Here is a 23,013-nt window from a genome sequence, read left to right on the forward strand (position 1 = left end):
AGGCATCGTTTTTCGGCTTCGGTTTGTCAATCCTGCAGCACGCCGCCGGCGCCTTCCAGCGCCTCGCGGGTGTCGACATCTATCGAAGCCGCCTTGCCGATCTCGACATCGACGACATCGAACCCCTCGGCCTCGACCAGATGGCGCGCGCCGGTATCGCCTTCGAGATGAGCGATCGCCGCAAACAGCGAGCGCGGCAGCAGCACCGGGTTGCCTCGCTTACCCTCATGCGAGGCGCGTACGACCGATCGGCCCTCGGACTTGCGGAATGCGTCAATCAGCCTGTCGAGGTCGGCCGACGAGACGCCAGGCATGTCGCCGAGCATGATCATGGCGCCGGCGGCATCGCCGGCAACCCGGGCGATGCCGGCCTTCAGCGACGAAGACAGGCCCTCGGTGAAATCCGGATTGTCGGCGAAGGTCACATCCAGGCCCGACAATGCGGCGTGTACGCGTTCGCGCTGATGGCCGGTGACAACGATGATGCCCGAAGCTTTCGAACCGAGCGCGCGCTCGGCGGTGCGGCGCACCAGCGGCTTGCCGTCGAACAGCGCCAGCAGCTTGTTCGGGCCGCCCATGCGGCTGGAGCGACCGGCGGCCAGCAGCACGACATCGACTTTCAACTCGGCCCTGGCCGGCAGCGGCTCGCGCGGCTGTGGCCGCGTCGGGATTTCCATCAACAGACCGCCGACACCCATGCCGGCAATATCCTTGGCCGTCACGTCGAGACCGGCAATCAACCTGTCGAGAACCCAGTCGAAGCCGTTTTCCTTAGGGCTGCGCGCGCAGCCGGGCGCACCGATGACGCGCTTGCCGCCAAGTGTGCCGAGCACCAGCAGATTACCGGGATCGACAGGCATGCCGGCGCGGAGGACAATGCCGCCGGCCTTCTCGATCGCCGCCGGGACGACGTCGCCAAAATCGCTCATCGCCGAAGCGCCGAAGATCACCACCATGTCGTTGTCGCGCGCCAGCGAGGCCGCAGCTTCCGCAACGGGACCAACTTCATGCGGCGTGCGGCGCTCCGCCGTCAGCCGGCCGCCCGAGCGCGCCAGGCGGGCTTCGGTGACACGCAACGTCTTGTCGAGCACGTTCGGCTTGATACCGGGCAGAACCGTCTGGATGACGCCGACACGCACCGGCTGATAGGCATTGACGGCGAAGATCTCGCTGCCGCCGCAGATCCTTGCTACCGCATCGACCAGCACGGAGCCGACCGCGAAGGGAATGATCTTCACGGTCGCCACCATCTGGCCCTTTTCGACCGGTGCGTGCTGCGCCAGCGTGGCGATGGTGATGGTCGGGTCGACGGCGTTGATGGCGTCGATCATCGCCGCGTCGACAGTGAAGATGCCGCCCGCCTCGGCGTGCAGGTTGACCCGGCCGGTCGCGGCGGGCTTGGCCTCGATGTTGCGATGGATCATGCTTTCGGCGATTTTTTCGGCGGCAGCGTCCTCGCTCAAATCGTCGGGAGCAAGAACAGCCGCGACAACCTCCGAAATCCCTGCCGCCTTGAGCAAAGATACATCATCGGCGCTCAGCCGATGCGCCTTGCGGAAGCGCCGTTCTCCGACCGTGGTGGCATGCGCCAGCACCGCGCCCTCGGCCGTCTCGATCGGGATCGGGCCGAATTTCACGCTGCCGCGTCCGTAGAGCGCCGCGCGTCCTCTTGGACGCGCAAAGGACGCTCTACTACTTTGAATCTACGCATCGTGCCTCTCCAAAATCGATTCCGATGTTTGGGCCGATGCGGAGGCTTCGAGGCCACGCGAGCGAAAGGCCTGGATCGCCTGCGCCAGCACCGCGACGGCGATCTCGGCCGGGCTCGCCGCGCCGATGTCGAGGCCGATCGGCGCGTGGATGCGTGCGATCTGGTCGGCGGTCGCGCCCAATGCCAGCAGGCGCTCGACGCGCTTCGCATGGGTCTTGCGGCTGCCGAGCGCCCCGACATAGAAGCAGTTGGCGTCGAGCGCCGCTTTCAGCGCGAAGTCATCGATCTTCGGGTCATGGGTGACGGCTGCCAACGCCGTATAACTGTCGAGCGGCTGGCGCTTCAGAACATCCTCGGGCCATTCTGCATGCAGCGCGACATCGGGAAAGCGGTCTGCGGTGGCAAAGGCCGTGCGCGGATCGACGATCTCGACGGGAAAGCCGGCGATCTTGGCCATCGGCGCCAGTGCCTGGCTGATATGAACGGCGCCGATCACCAACAGGCGCGGCTGCGGCAGATAGGCGTTGAGGAAGAAAGATCGCCCCTCCGCCTCGACCGACCCGGAGCTGCCCGATCGAAACGCCTTGGCGATCGCAGCGCCCAGATCGCCGGCGACCTGGTCGCCCTCGCGCACGATGCGGTCGCGGCCGTCGCCGAGATCGGTGACCAGGATCGCCGCGCGGCGGGCGCGGCGTTCGGCGTTCAGCGTCTTCAGCACATAAGGATCCATCGAAATATCTCTTGTTTAAGCATGATTCTTGTCCGCAAACCGGTTCCCACTTTGCGGGATCATGCTTCTAACCCAACCGCTCGACATAGACTTTGATGCGGCCTCCGCAGGACAAGCCAACCTGCCAGGCGGTCTCATCGGCGACCCCGAACTCCAGCATCTTTGCCTTGCCGCTGTCGATGACATCGATTGCCTCGGTGACGACCGCGCCTTCGACGCAGCCGCCAGAGACGGAGCCGTGGAAATTGCCTTCCGCGTCGATGACAAGATGGCTGCCGACCGGACGCGGTGCCGAGCCCCACGTCTCGACCACGGTGGCAATGGCGACATCCTTGCCGTCCTTCATCCAGCCTTCGGCGATGATCAGCGGATCGCGCGCCTCATCGAGATAGATACTGTTTTCCATCACCGTTTCTCCCGGAGAAAACATATGGCTATGCAGCGCTTCTCGCGCCACCTTCAATCCATCTGCGTGGGTCGACCAAGCGCGCCGAATTCTTGTCCAGCGACTCGCAGAGGTCAGCGAGCGCATCGAGATTGTGTACCGAGCGGAACTCGTCGACATGCGGCAGCATCGCCTTGACACCGCGGGCACGGGCCTCGAAACCGTCGAAGCGCAGCAGCGGGTTCAGCCAGATCAACCGCCGGCAGGATTTGTGCAGGCGCTCCATTTCCTCCGACAGGCCGGCGATGTCGTCGCGCTCCAGCCCGTCGGTGATCAGCAGCACTACCGCGCCCTGGCCCAGCACGCGCCGCGACCACAGCCGGTTGAATTCGGCCAACGTATCGCCGATGCGGGTGCCGCCCGACCAGTCCATCACTGCAGCCGAGCAATCGGCGAGTGCTGCGTCAGGATCGCGATGGCGCATCTGCCGCGTCAGATTTGTCAGCCTGGTGCCGAAGACAAAGGCATGCACGCGTCGGCGCTTTTCGGTCAGCGCATGCAGGAAATGCAGAAAGATGCGCGTATACTGGCTCATCGAACCGGAAATATCGGCAAGCACGACCAGCGGCGGGTGAACCTCGCGCGATGACCGGAATCTTGGCAGGATCAGTTCGCCGCCTGTCCGCGCGGCCGAGCGCATCATGGCGCGCGGATCGATGCGTCGGCCATGCGCGTCGGATTTGAAACGCCGTGTCCTGACCATGTCTAAGGGCAGCCGCAACGCGGTAATCGCCTTCTTGGCGTCGGCCATCTCGGCGGCGTTCATCTGGGCAAAGTCCTTGCCCCTCAGCACCTCGTTGCCGGAAAATGTGAAGCGGGCGTCGACCTCGATCTCGGGGATTTCCTGCGCCGGCTGGTTCTTCTGGTGGCCCTCGAACATTGCCTGGCTGACGCGGTTTTCCGCAGCGCGCGGCTTCTGCTTCTCTCTGAGATCAGGCGCCACCGGCGAAAACATCGCCAGCATCTTTTCGATCAGCTCGTGCGATTTCCAGAACAGCCGGAACGTCTCGTCAAAGGTTGGGTGGTCCTCGTGCCGCGAGACGAGGACAGCGTGCATCGTCCAGTAGAAATCGTCGCGAGAGCCGATACCGGCGGCCAGCACCGCCTCGATCGCATCCTTGACCGAGGCCGGGCCGACCCGCATGCCGGCCTTGCGCAAGGTGCGGGCGAAATAGACGATGTTGTCGGCGATCCGCCCTTCCGGCGTGGCCTCTTTCGGTTCGCGACGCGGCGTTGCCATCGCCTACTCCGCCGCCGAAAGCTCGGCCTTCACCTCGTTGAGGATGCGCCGGCCCTCGCCCTGTTCAATACGGGCAATGTCGTCCTGGTATTTCAACAGCACGCCGATCGTGTCGGAAACGGTTTCCGGATCGAGCGCCACCTTGTCGAGTTCGGTCAGCGCGCCGGCCCAGTCGATGGTCTCGGCAACCCCCGGCACCTTGAACAGCTCGATCTGGCGCAGCTTCTGGATGAACGAAACCACCTCTGCCGACAGCCGGCTGTTGGCCTGCGGTACTTTCCTACGCACGATCTCCAGTTCGCGCTCGGCATTCGGATAATCGACCCAGTGATAGAGGCAGCGCCGCTTCAGCGCGTCGTGAATCTCGCGGGTGCGGTTGGTGGTGATGATGACGATCGGCGGCTCCTCGGCCTTGATCGTGCCGAGTTCGGGAACAGTCACCTGGAAGTCGGAGAGGATTTCGAGCAGGAATGCCTCGAAGGCCTCGTCAGTGCGGTCTAGCTCGTCGATCAGGAAGACCGGGGCGCCGCCCGCCTTGCCGGTCAGCGCGTCGAGCACCGGGCGGCGGATCAGGTACTTTTCGGAAAAAACGTTACGCTCCATGTCGGAGCGGTCGACCTTGCCGGCCGCCTCCTCCATGCGGATCTCGATCATCTGCGCGGCGTAATTCCACTCGTAGACGGCGGAGGAGACGTCGAGGCCTTCATAGCATTGCAGGCGGATCAGCCGACGGCCAAGCGCTTGCGACAGCACCTTGGCGATCTCGGTCTTGCCGACGCCGGCCTCGCCCTCGAGAAACAGCGGCCGCCTCATGCGCAGCGATAAGAACAGCACGGTCGCCAAAGACCGGTCCGCCACATAGTCCGCGCCGGTCAGCAGATCGAGCGTCTCGTCGATCGTCGCCGGCGCGGGGCGCGATTTCAACTCGGTCATTCTCTCTCCGTGGGTGCAGCCATCCAGAGCCTCTACAGAGCGTGATAGCCGCGGTCGTGATAGATCAGCGGCCGCAAATTATCGCCGGTGCGCAGGCCTGTCACCTTGCCAAAAAGCACACGGTGGGTGGCCAGATCCTTGGTGTCGATCAGTTCACAGTCGAACACGGCGAGCGCGCCCTTCAGCGTCGGCGCACCGGTCGAGATCACGTCCCAATCGCCCAGCGCGAAACGTTCCTCGACAGGCAGGCCGGTGAGACCGGAAAAGCCGACCGACAGCGCCTCCTGGTCCGAAGCCAGCGTGTTCAAGGCGAACTTGCCGTTCTTCACGAACGGCTCGTTCTTGGGATTCTCGCGATTGAGACAAATCAGAATGGTCGGCGGCGTGTCCGAGACCGAACACGCTGCAATGACGGTCGCACCGCGCCTGCCGGCGGGGCCATCGGTGGTAACCACATGGACGTGACCGGCAAAATGGCTCATCGCGTCGCGATAGGCCTGCGGCCCTATGTCGTTCTTCTTCAGCACCGGCGATTTCCATTGGTTTGAAGCGAGGTGAACCCACCGTTATATATGGCGGCATATTGCATGCCACAAGCGAAGTGGTTGACATGCATCCTGAATTTCGCGTGTTGCGTGAAAGCTGACCAGCCTTTAGGTCTTGGCAGGAAGTGGCGCCGGCAACACGCGACCGGCGCGGAGGAATTCTTCGCACGCATGCGACCCCGGACAATAGGCACGACAACGACAATAGCGGTGCTGGCCTGGCTGTCTCTCGCCGGCGATGCGAACGCTGAGACGCTGCTGGTCGGTGTCGCAGCACCACTGTCGGGGGCCTCGGCGATCCTCGGCAGGCAGATCGAGGCGGGTGCTGGCCTGGCGGCGGAGGCGAACGGTGCCCAGCTCAAGGTTGTCGATGACGCCTGTACGGCCGATGGTGGGGCTGCCGCGGCGAGGGAATTCGTTGCGGCGAAAGTCGGCGCGGTCGTCGGCTTCCTTTGCACGGAGGCGATCGAGGCAGCACTGCCGATCCTGAAGGACGCCAACATTCCCGTCATCACCGTCGGCGTGCGCACCGAAAGTCTGACCGACCGGCGCGCCAAGACCGGTTGGCCGATCTTTCGGCTTGGGCCGCGCGGCGATGACGAGCGCAACGCCGTCGCCTCCAAACTGACCCGCCGATGGCAGAACGAACTGTTCGCCATCGTCGACGACGGTACGATTTACGGCCGCGAAATCGCTGAGACGCTTCGGGCGGCAGCCGAGCAGGCGGCGCTGAAACCGGTGTTCGTCGACACATTCCGGCCTCAGCTCGACAACCAGATCGGGCTGGTCGGGCGGCTGAGGAAAGCCGGCGCAACGCATGTCTTCGCCGGCGGCGACGGCGACGACATCGCCATCATGGGCCGCGACGCCGGCCAGCTCGATGCCGGCATCACCTTTGCCGGCGGCGAAGCGCTGCGCACCCCGCCCGGCGACGTGCCTTATGCCACGGGCACGCTGATGATCGCACCGCCCGAATGGGATGATGTCGCCGCCCCCAAGGTGCTCGACAGCTTTGCCGCGCAAAAGATCGTGCCGGAGGGTTACATGCTGCCGGCCTATGCGGCGGTCGAGATCGCCGAGGCGGCGACGGCCCTGGCGGAAACCTCCAACAAGCCATTGGCCGATGCGCTCACCGCGCGCAACTTCAGCACCGCGATCGGACCGATCCGCTTTGACGGCAAGGGCGACTTGACCGAAAACCTCTATCGGGTCTTCCGTTTCAACGGCGCAAATTTCGCGCCGGCGGAGGCCAAATGATGTTTCGCACAGGGCCGCGCAATCTCATCACCGATGTCGCCGGCCTGCGCGTCGGCAACGCTTCCGATGTGAGGCTGAGGTCCGGGGTGACCACCATCGTCTGCGACGTACCTGCGGTGGCCGGTGTCCAGATCCTGGGCGGTGCGCCGGGCACCCGCGAGACCGACCTGCTCGAGCCGCACAATTCGATCGAGGCGATCCATGCTGTGGTGCTTTCGGGTGGTTCGGCCTTCGGTCTCGACGCCGCCTCCGGCGTACAGGCGGCACTGCGTGAAAGGGGCATCGGTGTCGAGGTCGGCGGCTTTCGCGTGCCGATCGTGCCGGCGGCGATCCTGTTCGACCTGCGCAATGGCGGCGACAAGGATTGGGGCCGCTATCCGCCCTACCGCGATCTCGGCTATGAGGCGGCACAAGCTGTCGGCCTCGACTTTGCGCTGGGCACGGTCGGCGCGGGCACCGGTGCGTTGAGTTCCGGCCTCAAGGGCGGCCTCGGCTCGGCCTCGACGGTGCTCGACATCGGCGTCACCATCGGTGCGCTCGCCGCCGTCAATCCGACCGGCTCGGTGACGATCGCCCAAACCCGCCACTTCTGGGCGGCGCCCTTCGAGATCGGCGGCGAGTTCGGCGGGCTTGGTTATCCCTCGCCTATGCCGGAGGACGCGAAAACGATCCTGCTGAAGTTTCGCGACAAGCATATCGGGAAACGGAAGGAGGTCGGCGGCAACACGACCATCGCCGTCATCGCCACGGACGCCGTCCTCACCAAGGCCGCCGCCAAACGCCTGGCGATATCAGCGCATGACGGCTTCGTGCGCGCCATTTGGCCGACACACACGCCGGCCGACGGCGATCTGGTTTTCGCGCTGGCGACCGGCAAGAGCGGCATCGAGCTCGCGCCCAACGACGCCATCGAGCTTTACGCCGCGGCCGGCGCCACCATGGCGCGCGCCATCAGCCGTGGCGTCTTTGCCGCGACGCCAGCCGACGGCGACCTGTTTCCGGTCTGGTCGTCGCGCTGAATGCCGTAATCAAATGGACCATAATCAAATGTCGTGATCAGGTGGGGTCGGATTTTTCTTCCTCGAATGTGACCGCAACATCCGAATTTGCCGACAGCCGCACTTTCTGGCCCTCGACTTCGGCTATGAGGCTGAGCGGAATATAGTGGTGATGCCCCCTGTGAGCGCCCTCGCCGCTGTCGCGCTTGGTCAGCTTGATTCGTTGTCCCTCAACTTTGTCAACGGTGCCGACATGGACGCCGTCGGCGCCGATCACTTCCATATGTTCGCGAATGCTGGCTGCATCGGTCATTGTGGGTTCTCCATTTGAAGCTGCCGACATAAACAAATGAGAACGCGATTGGATGCATCGGCTTGTGTCTCAGAGGCGCGACGTTTTGACGACGTCGTGATAGTGATCGAAACAACGCTAGCTGCTCAAACGGAAATCCGATGCAAATCCTTGTCCTGTTTGCCGTTTCCCTCCTCGCCCAGTTTGCAACTTCGCTCGACGCGCATGCCGGCGATGTCGCCGAGCTTGAAATCCTTGGCTTCACTAGGGATGGCGGCGCCTTCGCCTTCGAAGAGTATGGCGTCCAGGACGGATCGGGATTTCCCTATGCCAATCGCTATTACATCAACACGGCCGACGACAGTTTTCTCAAGGGCACACCGATCAGGGTGCGGTTTGACGACGAGAACGCAACGCTTGACGCAGCGCGCCTTGCAGCCCGGCAGAAAGGCGAAGCTATTATCAAGCAGGCGGAATTGACCGCGAATCGCGGCATCACCGCCGGCCTCAACCCGGTGACCGAACTTTCGGCCGATCCGTTCCGCATGGTAGTCAACCCGCGGCCGATCTTTTCGCCGGTCGACGATCCGCTCGAGTTCCGGCTCGACGAGATCGGTATGAACGATACCGAAGTCTGCCAGAGCCTTGGCGAGATCAACGGCTTTCGCCTGCTGCGCATCGAGGCGAAAGACGGCGGCGAGACTGAGCTTCTGCACGAGGACAAGTCGATCCCCAAAAGCAGAGGCTGCCCGAACGGCTATCGGATCGGCGCGGTGCAGACATTTTCCATGCAAAGCCTCAGCGCCTATGCCGTGCTGATCTCGGTGCGCCAGTACGGCTTCGAAGGGCCGGACTATCGCTGGATCGCGGTGACCGGCCGGCTGTGACGCCGCTCCCCGCCTTACACGACCGCCTGGATCGTATCCGCAACGCCTTGCCATCGCCGGGCGTCGCGGTATGCGGCGCCCTGCTGTGGGCCGCAGCGATGGGCGCCAGCGCGCTTGTCAATCTGCTGTTGGACGACTGGGAGACCCCGGCAAAGATCCGCTTCGTCTCGCTGCTCTATGCGGCCGGCGGTGCGCTCGCCTTTCCGGTTGGCCTGTTCCTGGCGCGGCTCGTCTCGCTCGGACGGCATTGGCAAGTTGCCTTGGCGGCCGCGTTTGTCTGCCTTCTTGCCGCCACGATCGGCTTCACTGGTGGGCTCTTTGCGCTGCAATACCGTTCCTACTATGCCCAGTGGCATGAACCTGCACTGACCATCGCCTGGTCCATCCAGTTCGTGCACACAATGGCGACGGCGTTCTATCAATTCATCGTTTTGGGCATCCGGCTTTATTTTCCGCTCGGTTTCATCGCGCTGGCTCTCGCCAGCATCTGGTTTGCGCGGCAGCAGCGTTGAGGATTTTGTCTGCCTCTGTTAGGACGCGGGCGAACGCCCTCGCAAGTCAGGACTGACGGATGATCCCTCGCTACTCCCGGCCCGAAATGGTGGCCATCTGGTCGCCCGAAACCCGCTTCCGCATCTGGTTCGAGATTGAGGCCTACGCTTGCGATGCACTGGCCGAGCTCGGCGTCATCCCGAAGGAGGCCGCCAAAACCATCTGGGAAAAGGGCGGTGCCGCGAAGTTCGACGTCGATGCCATCGACGAGATCGAGCGTGTCACCAAGCACGACGTCATCGCCTTCCTCACTCATCTTAGTGAATTCGTCGGGCCGGATGCCCGCTTCATCCATCAGGGCATGACCTCCTCGGACGTTCTCGACACCTGCTTTGCCGTGCAGCTCACACGCGCCAGCGACATCCTTCTGGCCGACATCGACGGCCTGCTTGCGGCGCTCAAGCGTCGCGCTTTCGAACACAAGGACACAATGACCATCGGCCGCAGCCACGGCATCCACGCCGAGCCGACCACCTTCGGCGTCAAGCTGGCGCAGGCCTATGCCGAATTCTCGCGCTGCCGCGAGCGGCTGGTGCACGCGCGTGAGGATATTGCGACGTGCGCCATATCAGGTGCTGTCGGCACTTTCGCCAACATCGATCCCTATGTCGAAGAGCATGTGGCGAAGAAACTCGGATTGAAGCCGGAGCCGGTATCGACGCAAGTGATCCCGCGCGACCGCCACGCGATGTTCTTCGCGACACTCGGTGTCATCGCATCGTCGATCGAACGGCTGGCGATCGAGATCCGCCATCTGCAGCGCACCGAGGTGCTGGAGGCGGAAGAGTATTTTTCGCCCGGACAGAAAGGCTCGTCGGCGATGCCGCACAAGCGTAACCCGGTGCTTACCGAAAACCTCACCGGGCTTGCGCGCATGGTGCGTTCCTTCGCGCTACCGGCGATGGAGAACGTGGCGCTCTGGCACGAGCGCGATATCTCGCATTCGTCGGTCGAGCGCATGATCGGCCCGGATGCGACCGTGACGCTCGATTTTGCGCTGTCGCGGCTGACCAGTGTCATCGACAGATTGCTCGTCTATCCCGACAACATGCTGACGAACATGAACAAGTTCCGCGGCCTCGTGCATTCGCAGCGTGTGCTACTGGCGCTGACCCAGGCCGGTGTCAGCCGTGAGGACGCCTACCGGCTGGTGCAGAGAAACGCCATGAAAGTGTGGGAGCAAGGCGCTGATTTCCTTGAGGAACTTTTGGCTGACAAAGAGGTCACCGCAGCTTTGCCCGAGGCCGAGATTCGTGAAAAATTCGACCTCGGCTATCATACCAAGCATGTCGACACGATTTTCAGGCGCGTGTTCGGAGAAGCGTGATGATTTCGGCGGCCGGAGAATTCGATTTTCTCGCCCTGCCCGGGCGCGGCAATTCCGGGCCGGATCACTGGATGTCGCATTGGTGCCGGGCGTTTCCCAATTCGAGCCGCGTGCTGCAGGCCGAATGGGACAGGCCGACCCCTGAGGACTGGATTGGCCGGGTGGACGCCGCGATTGCCGCGGCACCTCGGCGCGTGGTGCTGCTTGCGCACTCACTGGCGGTGGCGACGGCGGTGAAGTGGGCGGCCGGCGCCAGCGAAAGCCAACTCAACAAGGTTGCGGGCGCGTTGCTGGTTGCCGCAACCAATGTCGAGGACCCTGATCCTTCCTTCGACCTTGTTCGTCCCTTTGCGCCAATGCCGCTGAAACGCTTGCCATTTCCGACCCTGGTGGTGGCCAGCCGCACCGATCCGCGTGTCACCTTCGACCAGGCGACGGCCTTCGCCGCTGCCTGGGGCGCAGACCTCGCCGATGCCGGCGATCTCGGCCATATGGGAAACGAGACCCGCCTCGGCCTTTGGCCGGCGGGCCTGCTCATGCTTGGCCGCTTGTTGGAAAAGGCTCGCCTCTAACTGGCTTCCGAAACGCTCAGGCCTTGCCGGGAACGGTCCTGATCACCGTTCCCCATGGATCCTCGCGGGTCGTTGCAGCGGTCACATCGTCGGAACGCATTTCGACCCAGGCTAGGCCGGACCGGGACGGATCGCGACGGCCGGCGCCGGCGCTCTGCCACGCATTGGCGCCGATGTGGTGATGATAGCCGCCCGACGACAGGAACACCGCCGAGCCACCATATCTCGCCACAGTATCGAAGCCGAACTCCTGGTGCCACCAGGCCTCGGCGTCTTCCGGCCGACCGACGCGCAGGTGGACGTGGCCGATGATGCTGTTGTCCGGCATCCCTTGCCAGCCGGCATCGCCGGCCGGCACTTCGGCGACGACGGAGGGGATATTCATCCGTTCGGTCGCCATCGCCACCTTGTCGCCATTCCACTTCCAGTCCTGCGGCCGGCGGTCGGCATAGATCTCGATGCCGTTGCCTTCGGGGTCGGTCAGGTAAAGCGCCTCGCTGACGAGATGGTCGGAAGCACCGTCGATGCCGATCTTGTTGGCGGTGGCATGGTTGATCCAGCGGCCGAGATCGGCGCGGCTGGGCAGCAGGAAAGCGGTATGGAAGAGGCCGGCGCTGCGCGGATCGTCGGGCTTGGCAGCCGCATCCGGCTCGATGACGAGCAGCGGACGATTGGCGGCGCCCAACGTAATCGTGCCGCCGGCGCGGCTCAGTTCCCGCAGACCGACGACATTGCGATAGTAAGTGGCGAGATTTTCGGCATCACGCGCCCGCAACCCAACGCGGGCAACGCTGACCGGGGTCGTGGCAGCAAAAGGCAGTTCGCTCATCAAAATCTCCGTTCGGCAGCCTTCGACGAGATCCCCAAAGCCAGGACCCCTGTGCCACCGATCATTGTACGTCGTGTCAGTCCCAAAATCCTGGTTTCCCCTTACACGGCTGTTTCTTTTCCTGACGACAGATCGTCGATCGCGATCGTTCACACAAGGCGGCAAGAAGCGAACATGGTGTTCACAATTGTGGGCAATCGCACGGATAATCGCGGTTGCACGAAACCGCGTCGCTCGCTACATGCGCGCCATGAAAGTCAGGGATGCAGACATTCTCATCGTGCCGGGCTACACCAATTCCGGCCCCGACCATTGGCAGAGCCGCTGGCAATCGAAATTGTCGACGGCGCGGCGCGTCGAGCAGGCGGAATGGTCGAAGCCTGTGCGCGAGGATTGGACGGCGAGCGTGGCGAAGGCGGTCAACGAGGCCGAACGGCCGGTCGTTATCGTCGCGCATTCGCTGGGCGTCGCCGCCGTAGTCCAGGCAATGCCGCAGTTCCAGCGTCCGGTCGCCGGAGCCTTCTTCGTGGCGCCGCCCGACGTCGCCAATCCCAAGATAAAACCCAGGCACCTGATGACCTTCGGTCCCTATCCGCGCGAGCCGTTGGCATTTCCCTCCATGGTGATCGCCAGCCGCAACGACCCGTTCTGCACGTTTGAGGTGGCCGAGGACATTGCCGGCGCCTGGGGCTCGCTATTCATCGACGCCGGCGAGGCTGGCCATCTCAACGCCGATTCCGGCTTCGGCCCATGGCCCGAAGGTTCGATGACGTTCGCCAAGTTCCTGACGGATCTTTAAGATCCGATCGAGTCCCTTACGCTCTTCAGCAGGGTCTTGGCCCCCAGACCAATCAGCGCGTGCTCGGAGCCCATCGCCAGCAGCCGATAGCCCATCGACACGACACGGCCGGCGATGGCCGGCTCGACGACGTAGATTGCGGCATGCTTGCCGGCCTTCCGTGTCCGCTCGGCGATCGAGGCAACGGTTTCCATCATGCTTTCAAGCGTCGAGTTGACGGCGGCGCCGTTCGACCAGGCAATCGAGAAATCCGAGGGGCCGAGGAAGATGCCATCGATACCCGGCGTGTCGAGGATGCCGTCGAGCGCATCGAGGGCGGCGCGCGTTTCGACCATGGCGAAGGCCATGGTGCGCTCGTTGCTGTCGCGCAGCCAGTCGGCATGGTCGCCCTTGCCATGACGCGGAAAGGCATAAGTCGGGCCCCAGGAGCGCTCGCCGAGTGGCGGGTACTTCATGGCGGCGGCAAACAGCCGCGCGTCCGCCACCGAATTCACCATCGGCGCAATCACCGCCTCGGCGCCGAAATCGAGCGCGCGGCTGGCCACGTCGAAGCGGCCGACCGGAATGCGCACCAGCGCCGGTTTGTTGGCGGCCAGCACCGGCCCAAGGCCGCGCAGCACGCTGTCCTCGTGATGGCCGCCATGCTGCATATCGAGCGTGACGGCATCGAAACCCTGTCTGGCAAGAATCTCGACCGTCAGGGCATCAGGCACGCCGGACCATGCGGTGCACAACGTTTCATCGGCCGCAAGGCGTGACTTGAGGGACATGGGCGCCTTCCTTAATCGCTCTCGCATCGGCCCAAAATCGGCAAGCCCGGCGCGAGGAGTCAAAGTTTGAGAGCGTACTTTGTGCGTCCGAATGGATGCATGTCGCTCTAATGCAGTTCAGCCGGAAACAGCTGCAAAGGCAAAGAAAAACCGCCCGGAGAGACCGGACGGTCGATTGGTCCAGCGTATCGATTGGCTCAGAGCAAGGATCAGGTGTTCTTGATCTGCTCGATCGCCTGCGCCATCAGATCGTCCATGGTGCGGCGAATCTGATGGTCCGACTGGACGACCCCGGCCTCGTCGAAATCCTTTCGTATCTTGCGGAACACGTCGTGATCGCCGGCTTCCTCAATGTCGGCGAGGACCACCTGCTTGGCATAGGCTTCGGCGTCGGCCCCGTCCTTGCCGAGCTTTTCGGCGGCCCACAGGCCGAGCGCCTTGTTGCGGCGGGCCGCGGCTTTGAACCGGAGTTCCTCGTCGATTGCGAACTTGCGCTCGAAGCCCTCCTCGCGATCTTTCATGCTGCTCATGGCATCCCTCCGGTCAAATCCGATTCGTTGGCAGTTGGAATATGTGTATTGCCGCAGCACAAACCAAAAGCCCGCGGGCCGGTCAATATGGTATGTCACTTGCTGCGCTGCGGCATTTCATTCCCGAAAGCGGTTGATTGAAAGGATTTGCCGATTGAGCAAACAGTGCGATTGGGATAGACACCGGCATTGAACCCCTACCGTTGCCGCACTAATTTAGGCAGACGGACAGGACTGGCCGCTTGCCGCCTGCCCGGAAATCCAGAGAAAAGATCAGATGAAAAATCGCCGCCGCATTTATGAAGGCAAGGCCAAGATCCTCTATGAGGGCCCTGAGCCGGGAACACTGATCCAGTTCTTCAAGGACGACGCGACCGCTTTCAACAAGAAGAAGCACGAAATCGTCGATGGCAAGGGCGTGCTCAACAACCGCATTTCCGAGCACATCTTCAACCATCTCAACCGGATGGGCATTCCGACTCACTTCATCCGCCGGCTCAACATGCGCGAGCAGCTGATCAAGGAAGTCGAGATCATCCCGCTCGAAGTGGTGGTGCGCAATGTCGCCGCCGGTTCGCTGGCCAAGCGTCTTGGCATCGAGGAAGGCACCGTGCTGCCGCGCTCGATCATCGAATTCTATTACAAGGCCGACGCGCTCGACGACCCAATGGTGTCTGAAGAGCACATCACCGCTTTCGGCTGGGCGAGCCCGCAGGAGATCGACGACGTCATGGCGCTGGCCATCCGTGTCAATGACTTCCTCTCCGGCTTGTTCATGGGCGTCGGCATCCAGCTCGTCGACTTCAAGATCGAGTGCGGCCGCCTGTTCGAGGGCGACATGATGCGCATCGTCGTTGCCGACGAGATCTCGCCGGACTCCTGCCGTCTGTGGGACGTGGCGACCCAGGACAAGCTCGACAAGGACCGTTTCCGCCGCGACATGGGCGGGCTGGTCGAGGCCTATCAAGAAGTCGCCCGCCGCCTCGGCATCATGAACGAAAACGAGCCGCCGCGTCCCGCCGGACCAGTGCTCGTCGCCTCTACCGATGGCGTCAAAGGCAAGCCGCACTGAGATTCTTTGCCGCTCAACACTTCGAACAGGAGCATGTCCAGCGTGATCAAGGCCCGCATTACCGTAACCCTCAAGAATGGCGTGCTCGACCCGCAAGGCAAGGCGATCGAGCATGCGCTGTCCGGGATGGGCTTTGACGGCGTCGGCCAGGTGCGGCAGGGCAAGGTCTTCGACGTCGAGCTCTCCGAGAGCGACAAGGTCAAGGCCGAGGCTGATCTCAAGGCGATGTGCGACAAGCTTCTGGCGAATACGGTCATCGAGAATTACGCAGTGGAGATCGCCTGAGGTGAAATCAGCCGTCGTCCTCCTGCCCGGCCTTAACCGTGACCGCGACATGATCGCGGCGCTGACCAAGATTTCCGGAACGGCGCCGGTCACCGTCTGGCAGACCGATACCGAAATCCCCGACGTCGACCTGATCACCATTCCAGGCGGCTTCTCCTTCGGCGACTATCTGCGCTGCGGCGCCATTGCCGCGCGCATGCCTGTCATGCGGGCGGTCGCCGAAAAGGCGGCCAAGGGCGTCATGGTCATCGGCGTCTGCAACGGCTTCCAGATCCTGGTCGAGGCCGGCCTGCTGCCAGGCGCCTTGATGCGCAACACCTCGCTGAAATTCGTCTGCCGGCAGGTCAAGCTGCAGATCGCCAATGCCAACACGATGTTCACCCGCCGCTATCAGCCGGGCCAGATCATCCGCTCGCCGGTGGCGCATCACGACGGCAATTACTTTGCCGACGCCGAGACCCTTCACAGGCTCGAAGGCGAAGGCCAGGTCGTGTTCCGCTATGCCGAAGGCACCAATCCCAACGGCTCGATCAACGACATTGCCGGCATCATCAACGGCCAGGGCAATGTGCTCGGCCTGATGCCGCATCCCGAGAACCTGATCGAAGCAGCGCATGGCGGCAGCGACGGCCGGGCATTGTTCGAAAGTGCCCTCGGCGTCGCCGCCTGATATCTTCAGCATCCATCCTTTCCCGAACTCGAAACAGGCGCCGCATGAGCCCGAGACAGACGATCGCCCGCCTCGCTCTCGTCGCCACCGCCGGCCTTGTGCTCGCGTCCTGCCAATTGAAGCCGAAGAGCGCACCGGCGCCTTCGGGCAAGAGTGCGGCGCTGCTTGCCATGGAACAGGTGGCGATCGCCGCCCACAAATGCTGGATCGCCAGCAAGGATCCTGCCTTCAAGCCCTATCAGATGGCCAACGAGCTGAATTCGTTCACCGGCACGCCGCGCTTCCTGCTGGTCCCGGTCAAGCATTATGGCGCAAAGCCGTTGCTGGTCGTGCAGGCTCAAGGCAATTCACGCCGCATCGACGTCTACGGTCCGCTGATGAACGAGCCGCTCGGCGCACGCATCGGCTCCGACATCGCGCGCTGGCAAACAGGCAATCCGGCCTGCGGTGCGGCTGCTTAGGCTGTGAGCCGCTTCCTGCAGATATCAGGTCTGGTCATAGGCCTGGCCGGGCTTGTCCTGCAAATCTGCATCACCATTCCGGCGTCGATGGCAGCCGGCCGCAGTTTTGTTGGCTCGCTGGTCTTCCTGCTTCAGCTTCTTCACCATCCTGACCAATATCGGCGCGGTGCTCGTGCATGTTTCGCTGCTGTCACCCGGTGGCTACGCCTGGTTTCCAGCCTTTGCCGGGCCGCGGATGCGAGCCGGCGTGGCGGTTGCCATAACCTTGGTCTTCATCATCTATGCAACGGTCCTGGCGCAGCTTTGGCAGCCGCAGGGCTTGTTCCCGCTCTGCGACGTCCTGCTGCACTACGTAACGCCGGTGCTTTTCGTGCTGTGGTGGTTTGTGGCAGGCGCCGACGGCTCGACGCGGTGGCGCGACATCTCCTGGTGGATGATCTATCCAGTCGCCTATTTGGCCTATGCACTGGCGCGGGGGCCGATATCAGGCGAAGTGCCCTACCCGTTCCTCGATGTCGCCAAGAACGGCGCGGCCAGTGTCGCCGTCTCGGCGCTCGGCATCACGGGGCTTTTTCTCGCGCTGTGCATAGTCGCGGTGCTTGCCGACCACGCCATCTCACGGATGAGGAGCCCTGGCATCCATCACGGCACGAAAAGGGCGTCCTGAGACCCGTGTCTTCTTAAAGATGGACGCAAGCTCGATTCATCTTTCAATCCCAGAACGGCCTCAGACCCTCACGATCGGCATCGCAACGCGAGATGCCGATATCCTTGAGCTGATCGTCGGTCATCTCCAGCAATGCCAGCCGGCTGCGCCGGCGATCCAGCAGGCTGCCGAACCGGCTCGCGAGTGACCTGACCATACGCACCAGGCGATGGACATAGCCCCGCCGGCCTGACGGGCGGGCTCCGAGCAATTCAGCTCTCTTGTAACGGATTGTATCGATTGCATCCATTTTCTTGCTACCGAAATTCGAGATTTGTACCGTTTTGTCGCGCAATCCATATGTATTGACTCTCAATTCGGTGCAATATAGAAAATTGTCACCATGACAAATTGGCTTCCCGACCTTACCACCGGCTCCGGCCCTCTCTATCAGCGGCTTGCGGACTCCATTGAAACCGACATTGACCGCGGCGTGATCGGTGCGGGAGCAAAACTGCCGCCGCAGCGCGATCTGGCATACGACATCGGCACGACGGTCGGCACGGTCGGTCGCGCCTACCAATTGTTGCGCGAGCGTGGACTGGTGAGCGGCGAAGTCGGGCGCGGAACCTATGTGCTTGGCCAGCGCTCGGATGATACCACGACCGATCTGCTGGCATCCGACCCGCACGTGGAAGGCACGCGCTATATTGATGCGCCTCGCGGCAAACTGCGCTTCGACAGCACGGCTGCGCCTGACATCGGCCAGGGGGACATTGTCGCCGATGTTCTCTCGCGTACGGCGCAGGACCATCCGTATGAGATTTCAAGCTATACGCGGGATTTTCCCGACCGCTGGTTCGAGGCGGGCTGCCACTGGCTCTCGCGCAATTCGTTTCGCCCGAGCCGTGATGGCATCGTTCCGACGCTCGGCACGCATGCCGCGGTTATGGCGGCGATTGCCGCGCTCACCACGCCTGGCGACTATATCATCTTCGAGCACCTCACCTATTCGCAGATTTCACGCAGCGCCGGCCTGATCGGCCGCCGGACCGCGCTGGTGACGTCTGACGACGAAGGACTAGACCCAGAGGATTTCGAGCGCGTCTGCGCGCAAAAACATCCGAAAATGATGTTCCTGATGCCGACGGCCAAGAACCCCACACTGGTGACGCTGTCGGCAACGCGGCGTGAGGCCATCGCGCGCGTCGCGCGCGAATACAATGTCATCCTGATCGAGGACGATCTCTATGGCGATCTGACCGACGACCCGACGCCGCTCTTGGCCGAATATGCCCCCGAACGGACCATCGTTGCCGGTGGCCTGTCGAAATCGGTCGCGGCTGGTGTTCGCGGCGGCTGGCTCGCCTGTCCGCCGGCCTATCGCCACCGGATCCGGGTCGCTCACAAGATGCTGACGGGTGGCCTGCCCTTCCTGCTGGCGGAAGTGTGTAGCCGGCTGGTTCTGTCCGGCCAGGCCAGCGAGATGCGCAAGCGCAGCATCGTCGACATCAACGCGCGCATCGCGATCGTGCGCAAGACGCTGGCCGGGTTCGACTTCAAGGCAGTGGACAATGTGCCCTTTGTCTGGCTCACCCTGCCTGATCCATGGCTTTCCGGCACCTTCAAGAATGCCTGTCTCGAACATGGCGTGCTCATCGATGATGAGGACGAGTTCAAGGCGGGCCGTTCCGAGCAGGTTTTCCACGGCGTGCGTTTCGGCGTTTCACAGCCGAGTCGGCGAGAGGACATCGCGGGCGGTGTCGGCGTGATAAGACGGCTTCTCGACGAAGGCCGTGCCGGCTACGACAGTTTCTCCTGAACCGGCTTGAAACCGGCGGATCGAGTGGCGATCTTTCGCTAGTTGCTGCCCCTGTGGCTTTCCATCGTTTTTCGGCGCTTGATGGGTGTATCGGCCTTCGCGCTTGCGATAAGAGGGGACTCGACCCCAAGGATATAAATTGCCGCCCATGACCATTTCCAATTCCGTGCCGATCACTCCGGAACTTATTGCTGCGCACGGGCTGAAGCCCGACGAGTATCAACGCATCCTCGACCTGGTCGGGCGCGAGCCGAGCTTTACCGAGCTTGGCATCTTCTCGGCGATGTGGAACGAGCATTGTTCCTATAAATCCTCGAAGAAGTGGCTGCGCACGCTGCCGACCACCGGACCGCAGGTCATCCAGGGACCGGGTGAGAATGCCGGCGTGGTCGACATCGGCGACGGCGACTGCGTCGTCTTTAAGATGGAGAGCCACAACCACCCCTCCTACATCGAGCCCTATCAGGGGGCGGCGACCGGCGTCGGCGGCATCCTGCGCGATGTCTTCACCATGGGCGCGCGGCCGATCGCGGCGATGAACGCGCTGCGCTTCGGTGCGCCGGACCATCCCAAGACCAAACACCTCGTTGCCGGCGTCGTTTCCGGCGTCGGCGGCTACGGCAATTCCTTCGGCGTGCCGACGGTCGGCGGTGAGGTCAATTTCGACGCGCGCTACAATGGCAACATCCTGGTCAACGCCTTCGCGGCGGGGCTCGCCAAGACCGATGCGATCTTTCTGTCGGAGGCGAAGGGCGTCGGTCTGCCGGTCGTCTATCTCGGCGCCAAGACCGGCCGCGACGGTGTCGGCGGCGCAACCATGGCCTCGGCCGAATTCGACGACAAGATCGACGAGAAGCGGCCCACCGTCCAGGTCGGCGACCCGTTCACCGAAAAATGCCTGCTCGAAGCCTGCCTCGAGCTGATGGCGTCCGGTGCCGTCATCGCCATCCAGGACATGGGGGCTGCCGGTCTCACCTGCTCGGCGGTCGAGATGGGCGCCAAGGGCGACCTCGGCATCGAGCTCGACCTCGACAAGGTGCCGGTGCGCGAGGAGCGCATGAGCGCCTATGAGATGATGCTGTCGGAGAGCCAGGAGCGCATGCTGATGGTGCTGCGCCCCGAAAAGGAAAAAGAAGCCGAGGCGATCTTTCACAAATGGGGCCTCGACTTCGCCATAGTCGGCAAGACCACCGACGATCTGCGCTTTCGCGTGCTGCATCAGGGCGACGAAGTCGCCAATCTGCCGATCAAAGACCTTGGCGACCAGGCGCCGGAATATGACCGTCCCTGGGCCGAGCCGAAGAAGCCGCCGCCCCTGGCTGCCAGCGATGCCCCACAAGCGGACGTCGCCGAGGCTTTGTTGAAACTGCTCGGCGGACCCGACCTTTCATCGCGCCGCTGGGTATGGGAGCAGTACGACACGCTGATTCAGGGCAATTCGCTGCAGCTTCCGGGCGGCGATGCCGGCGTGGTGCGCGTTGAAGGTCATCCGACCAAAGCGCTCGCCTTCTCGTCCGACGTGACGCCGCGCTATTGCGAGGCCGACCCTTACGAGGGTGGCAAGCAGGCGGTGGCCGAGTGCTGGCGCAACCTTACCGCCACCGGCGCCCTGCCGCTCGCGGCCACCGACAATCTCAATTTCGGCAATCCGGAACGGCCCGAGATCATGGGCCAGTTGGTCGGCGCCGTGAAAGGCATTGGCGACGCCTGCCATGCGCTCGGCTTTCCGATCGTCTCCGGCAATGTCTCGCTGTACAACGAAACCAACGGGCAAGGCATCTTGCCGACGCCGACCATCGGCGGCGTCGGGCTGATCGCCGACTGGTCCAAGATGGCACGGATCGGCTTTGCCGCCGAGGGCCAGATGATCCTGCTGGTCGGCGCGCCGTCCATGTGGGGAACGCATCTCGCGCAGTCGGCCTACATGCGCGACATTCATGGCCGCACCGACGGCCCGCCGCCGCCGGTCGACCTTGATCATGAAAAGCGCGTCGGCGACCATGTACGCGCCCTGATCGCCTCCGGCGTCATTACCGCTGCACATGACGTTTCCGATGGTGGCATTGCCGTCGCGCTGGCCGAGATGGCGATGGCGTCCGGCATCGGTGCGGCCGTCCCCGGCCTAGTCGGGACCGATCCGATCCCGGTCTGGTTCGGCGAGGATCAGGGCCGCTATCTCTTGACGCTGTCGATCGATCCGCAGAGCGATGAATGGGATGCAATTCGCGAACAGCAAAGTAAGCTCGGCATCTTTGCGCCGTGGATCGGCTCGACCGGCGGTAGTGACCTGAAACTCGGCGAGGCACGGGCGATCCCTGTCGGCGAATTGACCGCTGCCCACGAATCCTGGTTTCCTCGCTTCATGGGAAATGAGCTCGTGGACCCGTGATATGATCGAGCCGTTTCGGTGTGGTCCATCCGCCATTTCGACCATATCTATGAGATCACGACCTGAACAAGGAATCCTCGCATGGCAATGGATGCGCACGACATCGAACGGCTGATCAAGGAAGGCATTCCGGACGCCAAGGTGACGATTCGCGACCTGGCCGGCGACGGCGACCATTATGCGGCCGAGGTGGTGGCCGAGAGCTTTCGCGGAAAAAGCCGCGTTCAGCAGCATCAGATGGTCTATGACGCGCTGAAGGGCAATATGGGCGGCGTGCTGCACGCGCTCGCTTTGCAGACCAGCGTGCCGGACTGAGATTCCGCCCCGTCCCCCTTTGTCACCTTTTCGCTGAGACGGCAATGATCAGCCCTGCCGGATAGTTTCCGCCGACGATCGTCCTCTCGCCATTCGACAGCGCCGAGACCACTCCGTCGAAGAAAAGCGCGGTGGGGCAATGCAGTTCATCACGGAACAGGCGTGCAAAGCTGCCGAGACTCACTTGCGAGCGTGAGATCGCCAGCACGACCCCGTTTTCGTCACGCACGCCGACACCATTGCGGATGTGACGCGACGTACCGTTCGCCTCGAAGCGAGGATGAAGCCGGCCGTCGATCACCAGCATCGGGCCGGATTGCGTGGCGAACGCCACATCCGGCTTGGCGGCGGCATAGGCGTTCGTTTCCATGACCGCCGCCTTGCCGTCGTTGCGGACCAGGAACACGCCGTTCGGCTTCAGGAAGAAATTGCCTTCGCTATCAGCGAGGTTGAGCGGCGCCATCTCGCGACCATTTTCGATGAGAAGGCCGACCGGCGTCAGGTCCTCATGATACATGCCGGCGTTCATGGCGAGCAGCACCGGCCTGCCCTCGCCCGACATCGCCCTGTCGAATTTGTCCAGGGAGCCGAAGACCTTGCCGTCTGCGCCGGCGTGGAAGACAGCAACGTCGTAGCTGCGAAGATCGATCTCGCAGACGATATAGGGGATCGCCTCGAAATTCAGGTCCCGGCATGGCCCGGGCAGTTTGCCGCCGACGGTGACAGGCGGATGCTCCGATGGCCTGAACCACCAGATCAAGGCCAGCGCAACGAGCAGAACACCAATCAGGATTGCCGCGCTAAGTCGCCTTTTCATCGCTTCCTTGGGGAAATAGCTGGCCGATGCTCTTGGCCCAATATCAGGCCATCCTTTGCGCCATTTGCGTGACGATGCGGCAAACGTCTTGTTTCGGGCAACCTATGGGTTTATTTGAA

Annotated in this window: 26 protein-coding genes and 1 pseudogene; 15 read left to right on the forward strand and 12 right to left on the reverse strand. The window is 63.0% G+C overall.

The features are described from left to right. Positions 1 to 26: 26 nt before the first annotated feature. The 6 genes from EN807_RS28885 to EN807_RS28910 form a co-directional block, all read right to left on the reverse strand. Entirely contained in the window at positions 27 to 1,637 is a 1,611-nt protein-coding gene (locus tag EN807_RS28885) for a molybdopterin-binding/glycosyltransferase family 2 protein (protein WP_135937651.1), read from the reverse strand. A 66-nt stretch (positions 1,638 to 1,703) separates the two neighbouring features. Next, entirely contained in the window at positions 1,704 to 2,441 is a 738-nt protein-coding gene (locus EN807_RS28890; RefSeq protein WP_135937652.1) for an XdhC family protein, read from the reverse strand. Between the two features lie 67 nt (positions 2,442 to 2,508). Then, positions 2,509 to 2,847, reverse strand: coding sequence for an XdhC family protein (locus EN807_RS28895; protein ID WP_065008152.1), 339 nt, complete (start codon positions 2,845 to 2,847; stop codon positions 2,509 to 2,511). Between the two features lie 28 nt (positions 2,848 to 2,875). After that, positions 2,876 to 4,126: a VWA domain-containing protein gene (locus EN807_RS28900; protein ID WP_135937653.1), complete on the reverse strand. Its 1,251-nt coding sequence runs from the start codon at positions 4,124 to 4,126 to the stop codon at positions 2,876 to 2,878. Between the two features lie 3 nt (positions 4,127 to 4,129). Further along, the gene (locus EN807_RS28905) at positions 4,130 to 5,059 is read right to left on the reverse strand and encodes a MoxR family ATPase (RefSeq protein ID WP_127317353.1); all 930 of its coding nucleotides are present in this window, start codon (positions 5,057 to 5,059) and stop codon (positions 4,130 to 4,132) included. Positions 5,060 to 5,091: 32 nt separating this feature from the next. Further along, complete coding sequence (locus EN807_RS28910) at positions 5,092 to 5,586, reverse strand: flavin reductase (RefSeq protein WP_127317352.1); 495 nt, start codon at positions 5,584 to 5,586, stop codon at positions 5,092 to 5,094. Positions 5,587 to 5,775: 189 nt separating this feature from the next. Here EN807_RS28910 and EN807_RS28915 point away from each other — a divergent pair, with 189 nt between their 5' ends. Beyond that, positions 5,776 to 6,861, forward strand: coding sequence for a branched-chain amino acid ABC transporter substrate-binding protein (locus EN807_RS28915; RefSeq protein ID WP_135937654.1), 1,086 nt, complete (start codon positions 5,776 to 5,778; stop codon positions 6,859 to 6,861). After that, positions 6,861 to 7,880, forward strand: coding sequence for a P1 family peptidase (locus EN807_RS28920; protein WP_135937721.1), 1,020 nt, complete (start codon positions 6,861 to 6,863; stop codon positions 7,878 to 7,880). Before EN807_RS28915 ends, EN807_RS28920 begins: the two co-directional genes overlap by 1 nt. 37 nt (positions 7,881 to 7,917) lie before the next feature. Here the strand turns inward: EN807_RS28920 and EN807_RS28925 are convergent, their stop codons facing one another. Beyond that, positions 7,918 to 8,172 (reverse strand): DUF2171 domain-containing protein, encoded by a 255-nt coding sequence (locus EN807_RS28925; protein WP_135937655.1) that lies wholly within the window; start codon positions 8,170 to 8,172, stop codon positions 7,918 to 7,920. Positions 8,173 to 8,312: 140 nt separating this feature from the next. On the opposite strand from EN807_RS28925, the gene EN807_RS28930 reads away from it, so the two are divergent. Genes EN807_RS28930 through EN807_RS28945 form a run of 4 tightly spaced genes read left to right on the forward strand, consistent with a single transcriptional unit; the run spans position 8,313 to position 11,489 of the window. Then, entirely contained in the window at positions 8,313 to 9,038 is a 726-nt protein-coding gene (locus EN807_RS28930) for a DUF2259 domain-containing protein (protein ID WP_135937656.1), read from the forward strand. Further along, positions 9,035 to 9,550: a hypothetical protein gene (locus EN807_RS28935; protein WP_189522604.1), complete on the forward strand. Its 516-nt coding sequence runs from the start codon at positions 9,035 to 9,037 to the stop codon at positions 9,548 to 9,550. The genes EN807_RS28930 and EN807_RS28935 overlap by 4 nt, the downstream gene beginning before the upstream one ends. A 59-nt stretch (positions 9,551 to 9,609) precedes the next feature. After that, positions 9,610 to 10,917, forward strand: coding sequence for an adenylosuccinate lyase (gene purB, locus EN807_RS28940; RefSeq protein ID WP_135937657.1), 1,308 nt, complete (start codon positions 9,610 to 9,612; stop codon positions 10,915 to 10,917). Beyond that, positions 10,917 to 11,489, forward strand: a complete 573-nt coding sequence (locus EN807_RS28945; protein ID WP_135937658.1) for an alpha/beta hydrolase — start codon at positions 10,917 to 10,919, stop codon at positions 11,487 to 11,489. The genes purB and EN807_RS28945 overlap by 1 nt, the downstream gene beginning before the upstream one ends. A 16-nt stretch (positions 11,490 to 11,505) precedes the next feature. Here EN807_RS28945 and EN807_RS28950 read toward each other — a convergent pair whose 3' ends face one another. After that, positions 11,506 to 12,318 carry a VOC family protein gene (locus EN807_RS28950; protein WP_135937659.1) on the reverse strand — a complete coding sequence of 271 codons (813 nt, stop codon included), beginning with the start codon at positions 12,316 to 12,318 and terminating at the stop codon, positions 11,506 to 11,508. A gap of 250 nt (positions 12,319 to 12,568) precedes the next feature. Between EN807_RS28950 and EN807_RS28955 the strand changes: the two genes are divergently transcribed. Continuing rightward, positions 12,569 to 13,117, forward strand: a complete 549-nt coding sequence (locus tag EN807_RS28955; protein ID WP_135937722.1) for an alpha/beta hydrolase — start codon at positions 12,569 to 12,571, stop codon at positions 13,115 to 13,117. Here EN807_RS28955 and EN807_RS28960 read toward each other — a convergent pair. Both EN807_RS28960 and EN807_RS28965 read right to left on the reverse strand, forming a co-directional pair. Further along, positions 13,114 to 13,887: an HpcH/HpaI aldolase/citrate lyase family protein gene (locus EN807_RS28960; protein WP_135937660.1), complete on the reverse strand. Its 774-nt coding sequence runs from the start codon at positions 13,885 to 13,887 to the stop codon at positions 13,114 to 13,116. The genes EN807_RS28955 and EN807_RS28960 overlap by 4 nt on opposite strands. Positions 13,888 to 14,096: 209 nt before the next feature. Beyond that, complete coding sequence (locus EN807_RS28965; protein WP_127317344.1) at positions 14,097 to 14,417, reverse strand: DUF1476 domain-containing protein; 321 nt, start codon at positions 14,415 to 14,417, stop codon at positions 14,097 to 14,099. A gap of 277 nt (positions 14,418 to 14,694) precedes the next feature. Between EN807_RS28965 and purC the strand changes: the two genes are divergently transcribed. From purC to EN807_RS28990, 5 genes and pseudogenes are all read left to right on the forward strand, one after another. Next, the gene (purC, locus tag EN807_RS28970; RefSeq protein WP_023674725.1) at positions 14,695 to 15,489 is read left to right on the forward strand and encodes a phosphoribosylaminoimidazolesuccinocarboxamide synthase; all 795 of its coding nucleotides are present in this window, start codon (positions 14,695 to 14,697) and stop codon (positions 15,487 to 15,489) included. A gap of 42 nt (positions 15,490 to 15,531) precedes the next feature. Beyond that, positions 15,532 to 15,774: a phosphoribosylformylglycinamidine synthase subunit PurS gene (gene purS / locus EN807_RS28975; protein ID WP_135937723.1), complete on the forward strand. Its 243-nt coding sequence runs from the start codon at positions 15,532 to 15,534 to the stop codon at positions 15,772 to 15,774. A gap of 1 nt (position 15,775) precedes the next feature. Beyond that, a complete protein-coding gene (gene purQ / locus EN807_RS28980) occupies positions 15,776 to 16,444 on the forward strand; it encodes a phosphoribosylformylglycinamidine synthase subunit PurQ (RefSeq protein WP_135937661.1) in 669 nt (222 codons plus the stop codon). Between the two features lie 44 nt (positions 16,445 to 16,488). After that, positions 16,489 to 16,905, forward strand: coding sequence for a hypothetical protein (locus tag EN807_RS28985; RefSeq protein WP_135937662.1), 417 nt, complete (start codon positions 16,489 to 16,491; stop codon positions 16,903 to 16,905). Between the two features lie 3 nt (positions 16,906 to 16,908). Next, positions 16,909 to 17,572, forward strand: a pseudogene (locus EN807_RS28990) (Pr6Pr family membrane protein). A gap of 43 nt (positions 17,573 to 17,615) precedes the next feature. Here the strand turns inward: EN807_RS28990 and EN807_RS28995 are convergent. Beyond that, positions 17,616 to 17,861 carry a DUF1127 domain-containing protein gene (locus tag EN807_RS28995; protein WP_135937724.1) on the reverse strand — a complete coding sequence of 82 codons (246 nt, stop codon included), beginning with the start codon at positions 17,859 to 17,861 and terminating at the stop codon, positions 17,616 to 17,618. Between the two features lie 93 nt (positions 17,862 to 17,954). Here EN807_RS28995 and EN807_RS29000 point away from each other — a divergent pair, with 93 nt between their 5' ends. From EN807_RS29000 to EN807_RS29010, 3 genes are all read left to right on the forward strand, one after another. Continuing rightward, entirely contained in the window at positions 17,955 to 19,373 is a 1,419-nt protein-coding gene (locus EN807_RS29000) for a PLP-dependent aminotransferase family protein (RefSeq protein ID WP_135937663.1), read from the forward strand. A gap of 148 nt (positions 19,374 to 19,521) precedes the next feature. Further along, positions 19,522 to 21,762 (forward strand): phosphoribosylformylglycinamidine synthase subunit PurL, encoded by a 2,241-nt coding sequence (gene purL / locus EN807_RS29005; protein WP_135937664.1) that lies wholly within the window; start codon positions 19,522 to 19,524, stop codon positions 21,760 to 21,762. A gap of 81 nt (positions 21,763 to 21,843) precedes the next feature. After that, entirely contained in the window at positions 21,844 to 22,077 is a 234-nt protein-coding gene (locus EN807_RS29010; RefSeq protein WP_023674714.1) for a BolA family transcriptional regulator, read from the forward strand. A 22-nt stretch (positions 22,078 to 22,099) separates the two neighbouring features. Here the strand turns inward: EN807_RS29010 and EN807_RS29015 are convergent, their stop codons facing one another. Beyond that, positions 22,100 to 22,894 carry a phosphodiester glycosidase family protein gene (locus tag EN807_RS29015; protein ID WP_135937665.1) on the reverse strand — a complete coding sequence of 265 codons (795 nt, stop codon included), beginning with the start codon at positions 22,892 to 22,894 and terminating at the stop codon, positions 22,100 to 22,102. Positions 22,895 to 23,013: the final 119 nt, after the last annotated feature.

The organism is Mesorhizobium sp. M5C.F.Ca.ET.164.01.1.1 (assembly GCF_004792125.1).
Taxonomy (GTDB): Bacteria; Pseudomonadota; Alphaproteobacteria; order Rhizobiales; family Rhizobiaceae; genus Mesorhizobium; species Mesorhizobium wenxiniae.

Coding starts and splice junctions, on each gene's coding strand:
- EN807_RS28895 (WP_065008152.1), bottom strand. CDS start 2,847: ATGGAAAACAGTATCTATCTCGATGAGGCGCGCGATCCGCTGATCATC.
- EN807_RS28945 (WP_135937658.1), top strand. CDS start 10,917: ATGATTTCGGCGGCCGGAGAATTCGATTTTCTCGCCCTGCCCGGGCGC.
- EN807_RS28965 (WP_127317344.1), bottom strand. CDS start 14,417: ATGAGCAGCATGAAAGATCGCGAGGAGGGCTTCGAGCGCAAGTTCGCA.
- purL (WP_135937664.1), top strand. CDS start 19,522: ATGACCATTTCCAATTCCGTGCCGATCACTCCGGAACTTATTGCTGCG.
- EN807_RS29010 (WP_023674714.1), top strand. CDS start 21,844: ATGGCAATGGATGCGCACGACATCGAACGGCTGATCAAGGAAGGCATT.
- EN807_RS28925 (WP_135937655.1), bottom strand. CDS start 8,172: ATGACCGATGCAGCCAGCATTCGCGAACATATGGAAGTGATCGGCGCC.
- EN807_RS28950 (WP_135937659.1), bottom strand. CDS start 12,318: ATGAGCGAACTGCCTTTTGCTGCCACGACCCCGGTCAGCGTTGCCCGC.
- EN807_RS28905 (WP_127317353.1), bottom strand. CDS start 5,059: ATGACCGAGTTGAAATCGCGCCCCGCGCCGGCGACGATCGACGAGACG.
- EN807_RS28900 (WP_135937653.1), bottom strand. CDS start 4,126: ATGGCAACGCCGCGTCGCGAACCGAAAGAGGCCACGCCGGAAGGGCGG.
- EN807_RS28985 (WP_135937662.1), top strand. CDS start 16,489: ATGAGCCCGAGACAGACGATCGCCCGCCTCGCTCTCGTCGCCACCGCC.
- purB (WP_135937657.1), top strand. CDS start 9,610: ATGATCCCTCGCTACTCCCGGCCCGAAATGGTGGCCATCTGGTCGCCC.
- EN807_RS29015 (WP_135937665.1), bottom strand. CDS start 22,894: ATGAAAAGGCGACTTAGCGCGGCAATCCTGATTGGTGTTCTGCTCGTT.
- EN807_RS28915 (WP_135937654.1), top strand. CDS start 5,776: ATGCGACCCCGGACAATAGGCACGACAACGACAATAGCGGTGCTGGCC.
- EN807_RS28920 (WP_135937721.1), top strand. CDS start 6,861: ATGTTTCGCACAGGGCCGCGCAATCTCATCACCGATGTCGCCGGCCTG.
- EN807_RS28930 (WP_135937656.1), top strand. CDS start 8,313: ATGCAAATCCTTGTCCTGTTTGCCGTTTCCCTCCTCGCCCAGTTTGCA.
- EN807_RS28890 (WP_135937652.1), bottom strand. CDS start 2,441: ATGGATCCTTATGTGCTGAAGACGCTGAACGCCGAACGCCGCGCCCGC.
- EN807_RS28960 (WP_135937660.1), bottom strand. CDS start 13,887: ATGTCCCTCAAGTCACGCCTTGCGGCCGATGAAACGTTGTGCACCGCA.
- EN807_RS28955 (WP_135937722.1), top strand. CDS start 12,569: ATGAAAGTCAGGGATGCAGACATTCTCATCGTGCCGGGCTACACCAAT.
- purC (WP_023674725.1), top strand. CDS start 14,695: ATGAAAAATCGCCGCCGCATTTATGAAGGCAAGGCCAAGATCCTCTAT.
- EN807_RS29000 (WP_135937663.1), top strand. CDS start 17,955: ATGACAAATTGGCTTCCCGACCTTACCACCGGCTCCGGCCCTCTCTAT.
- EN807_RS28995 (WP_135937724.1), bottom strand. CDS start 17,861: ATGGATGCAATCGATACAATCCGTTACAAGAGAGCTGAATTGCTCGGA.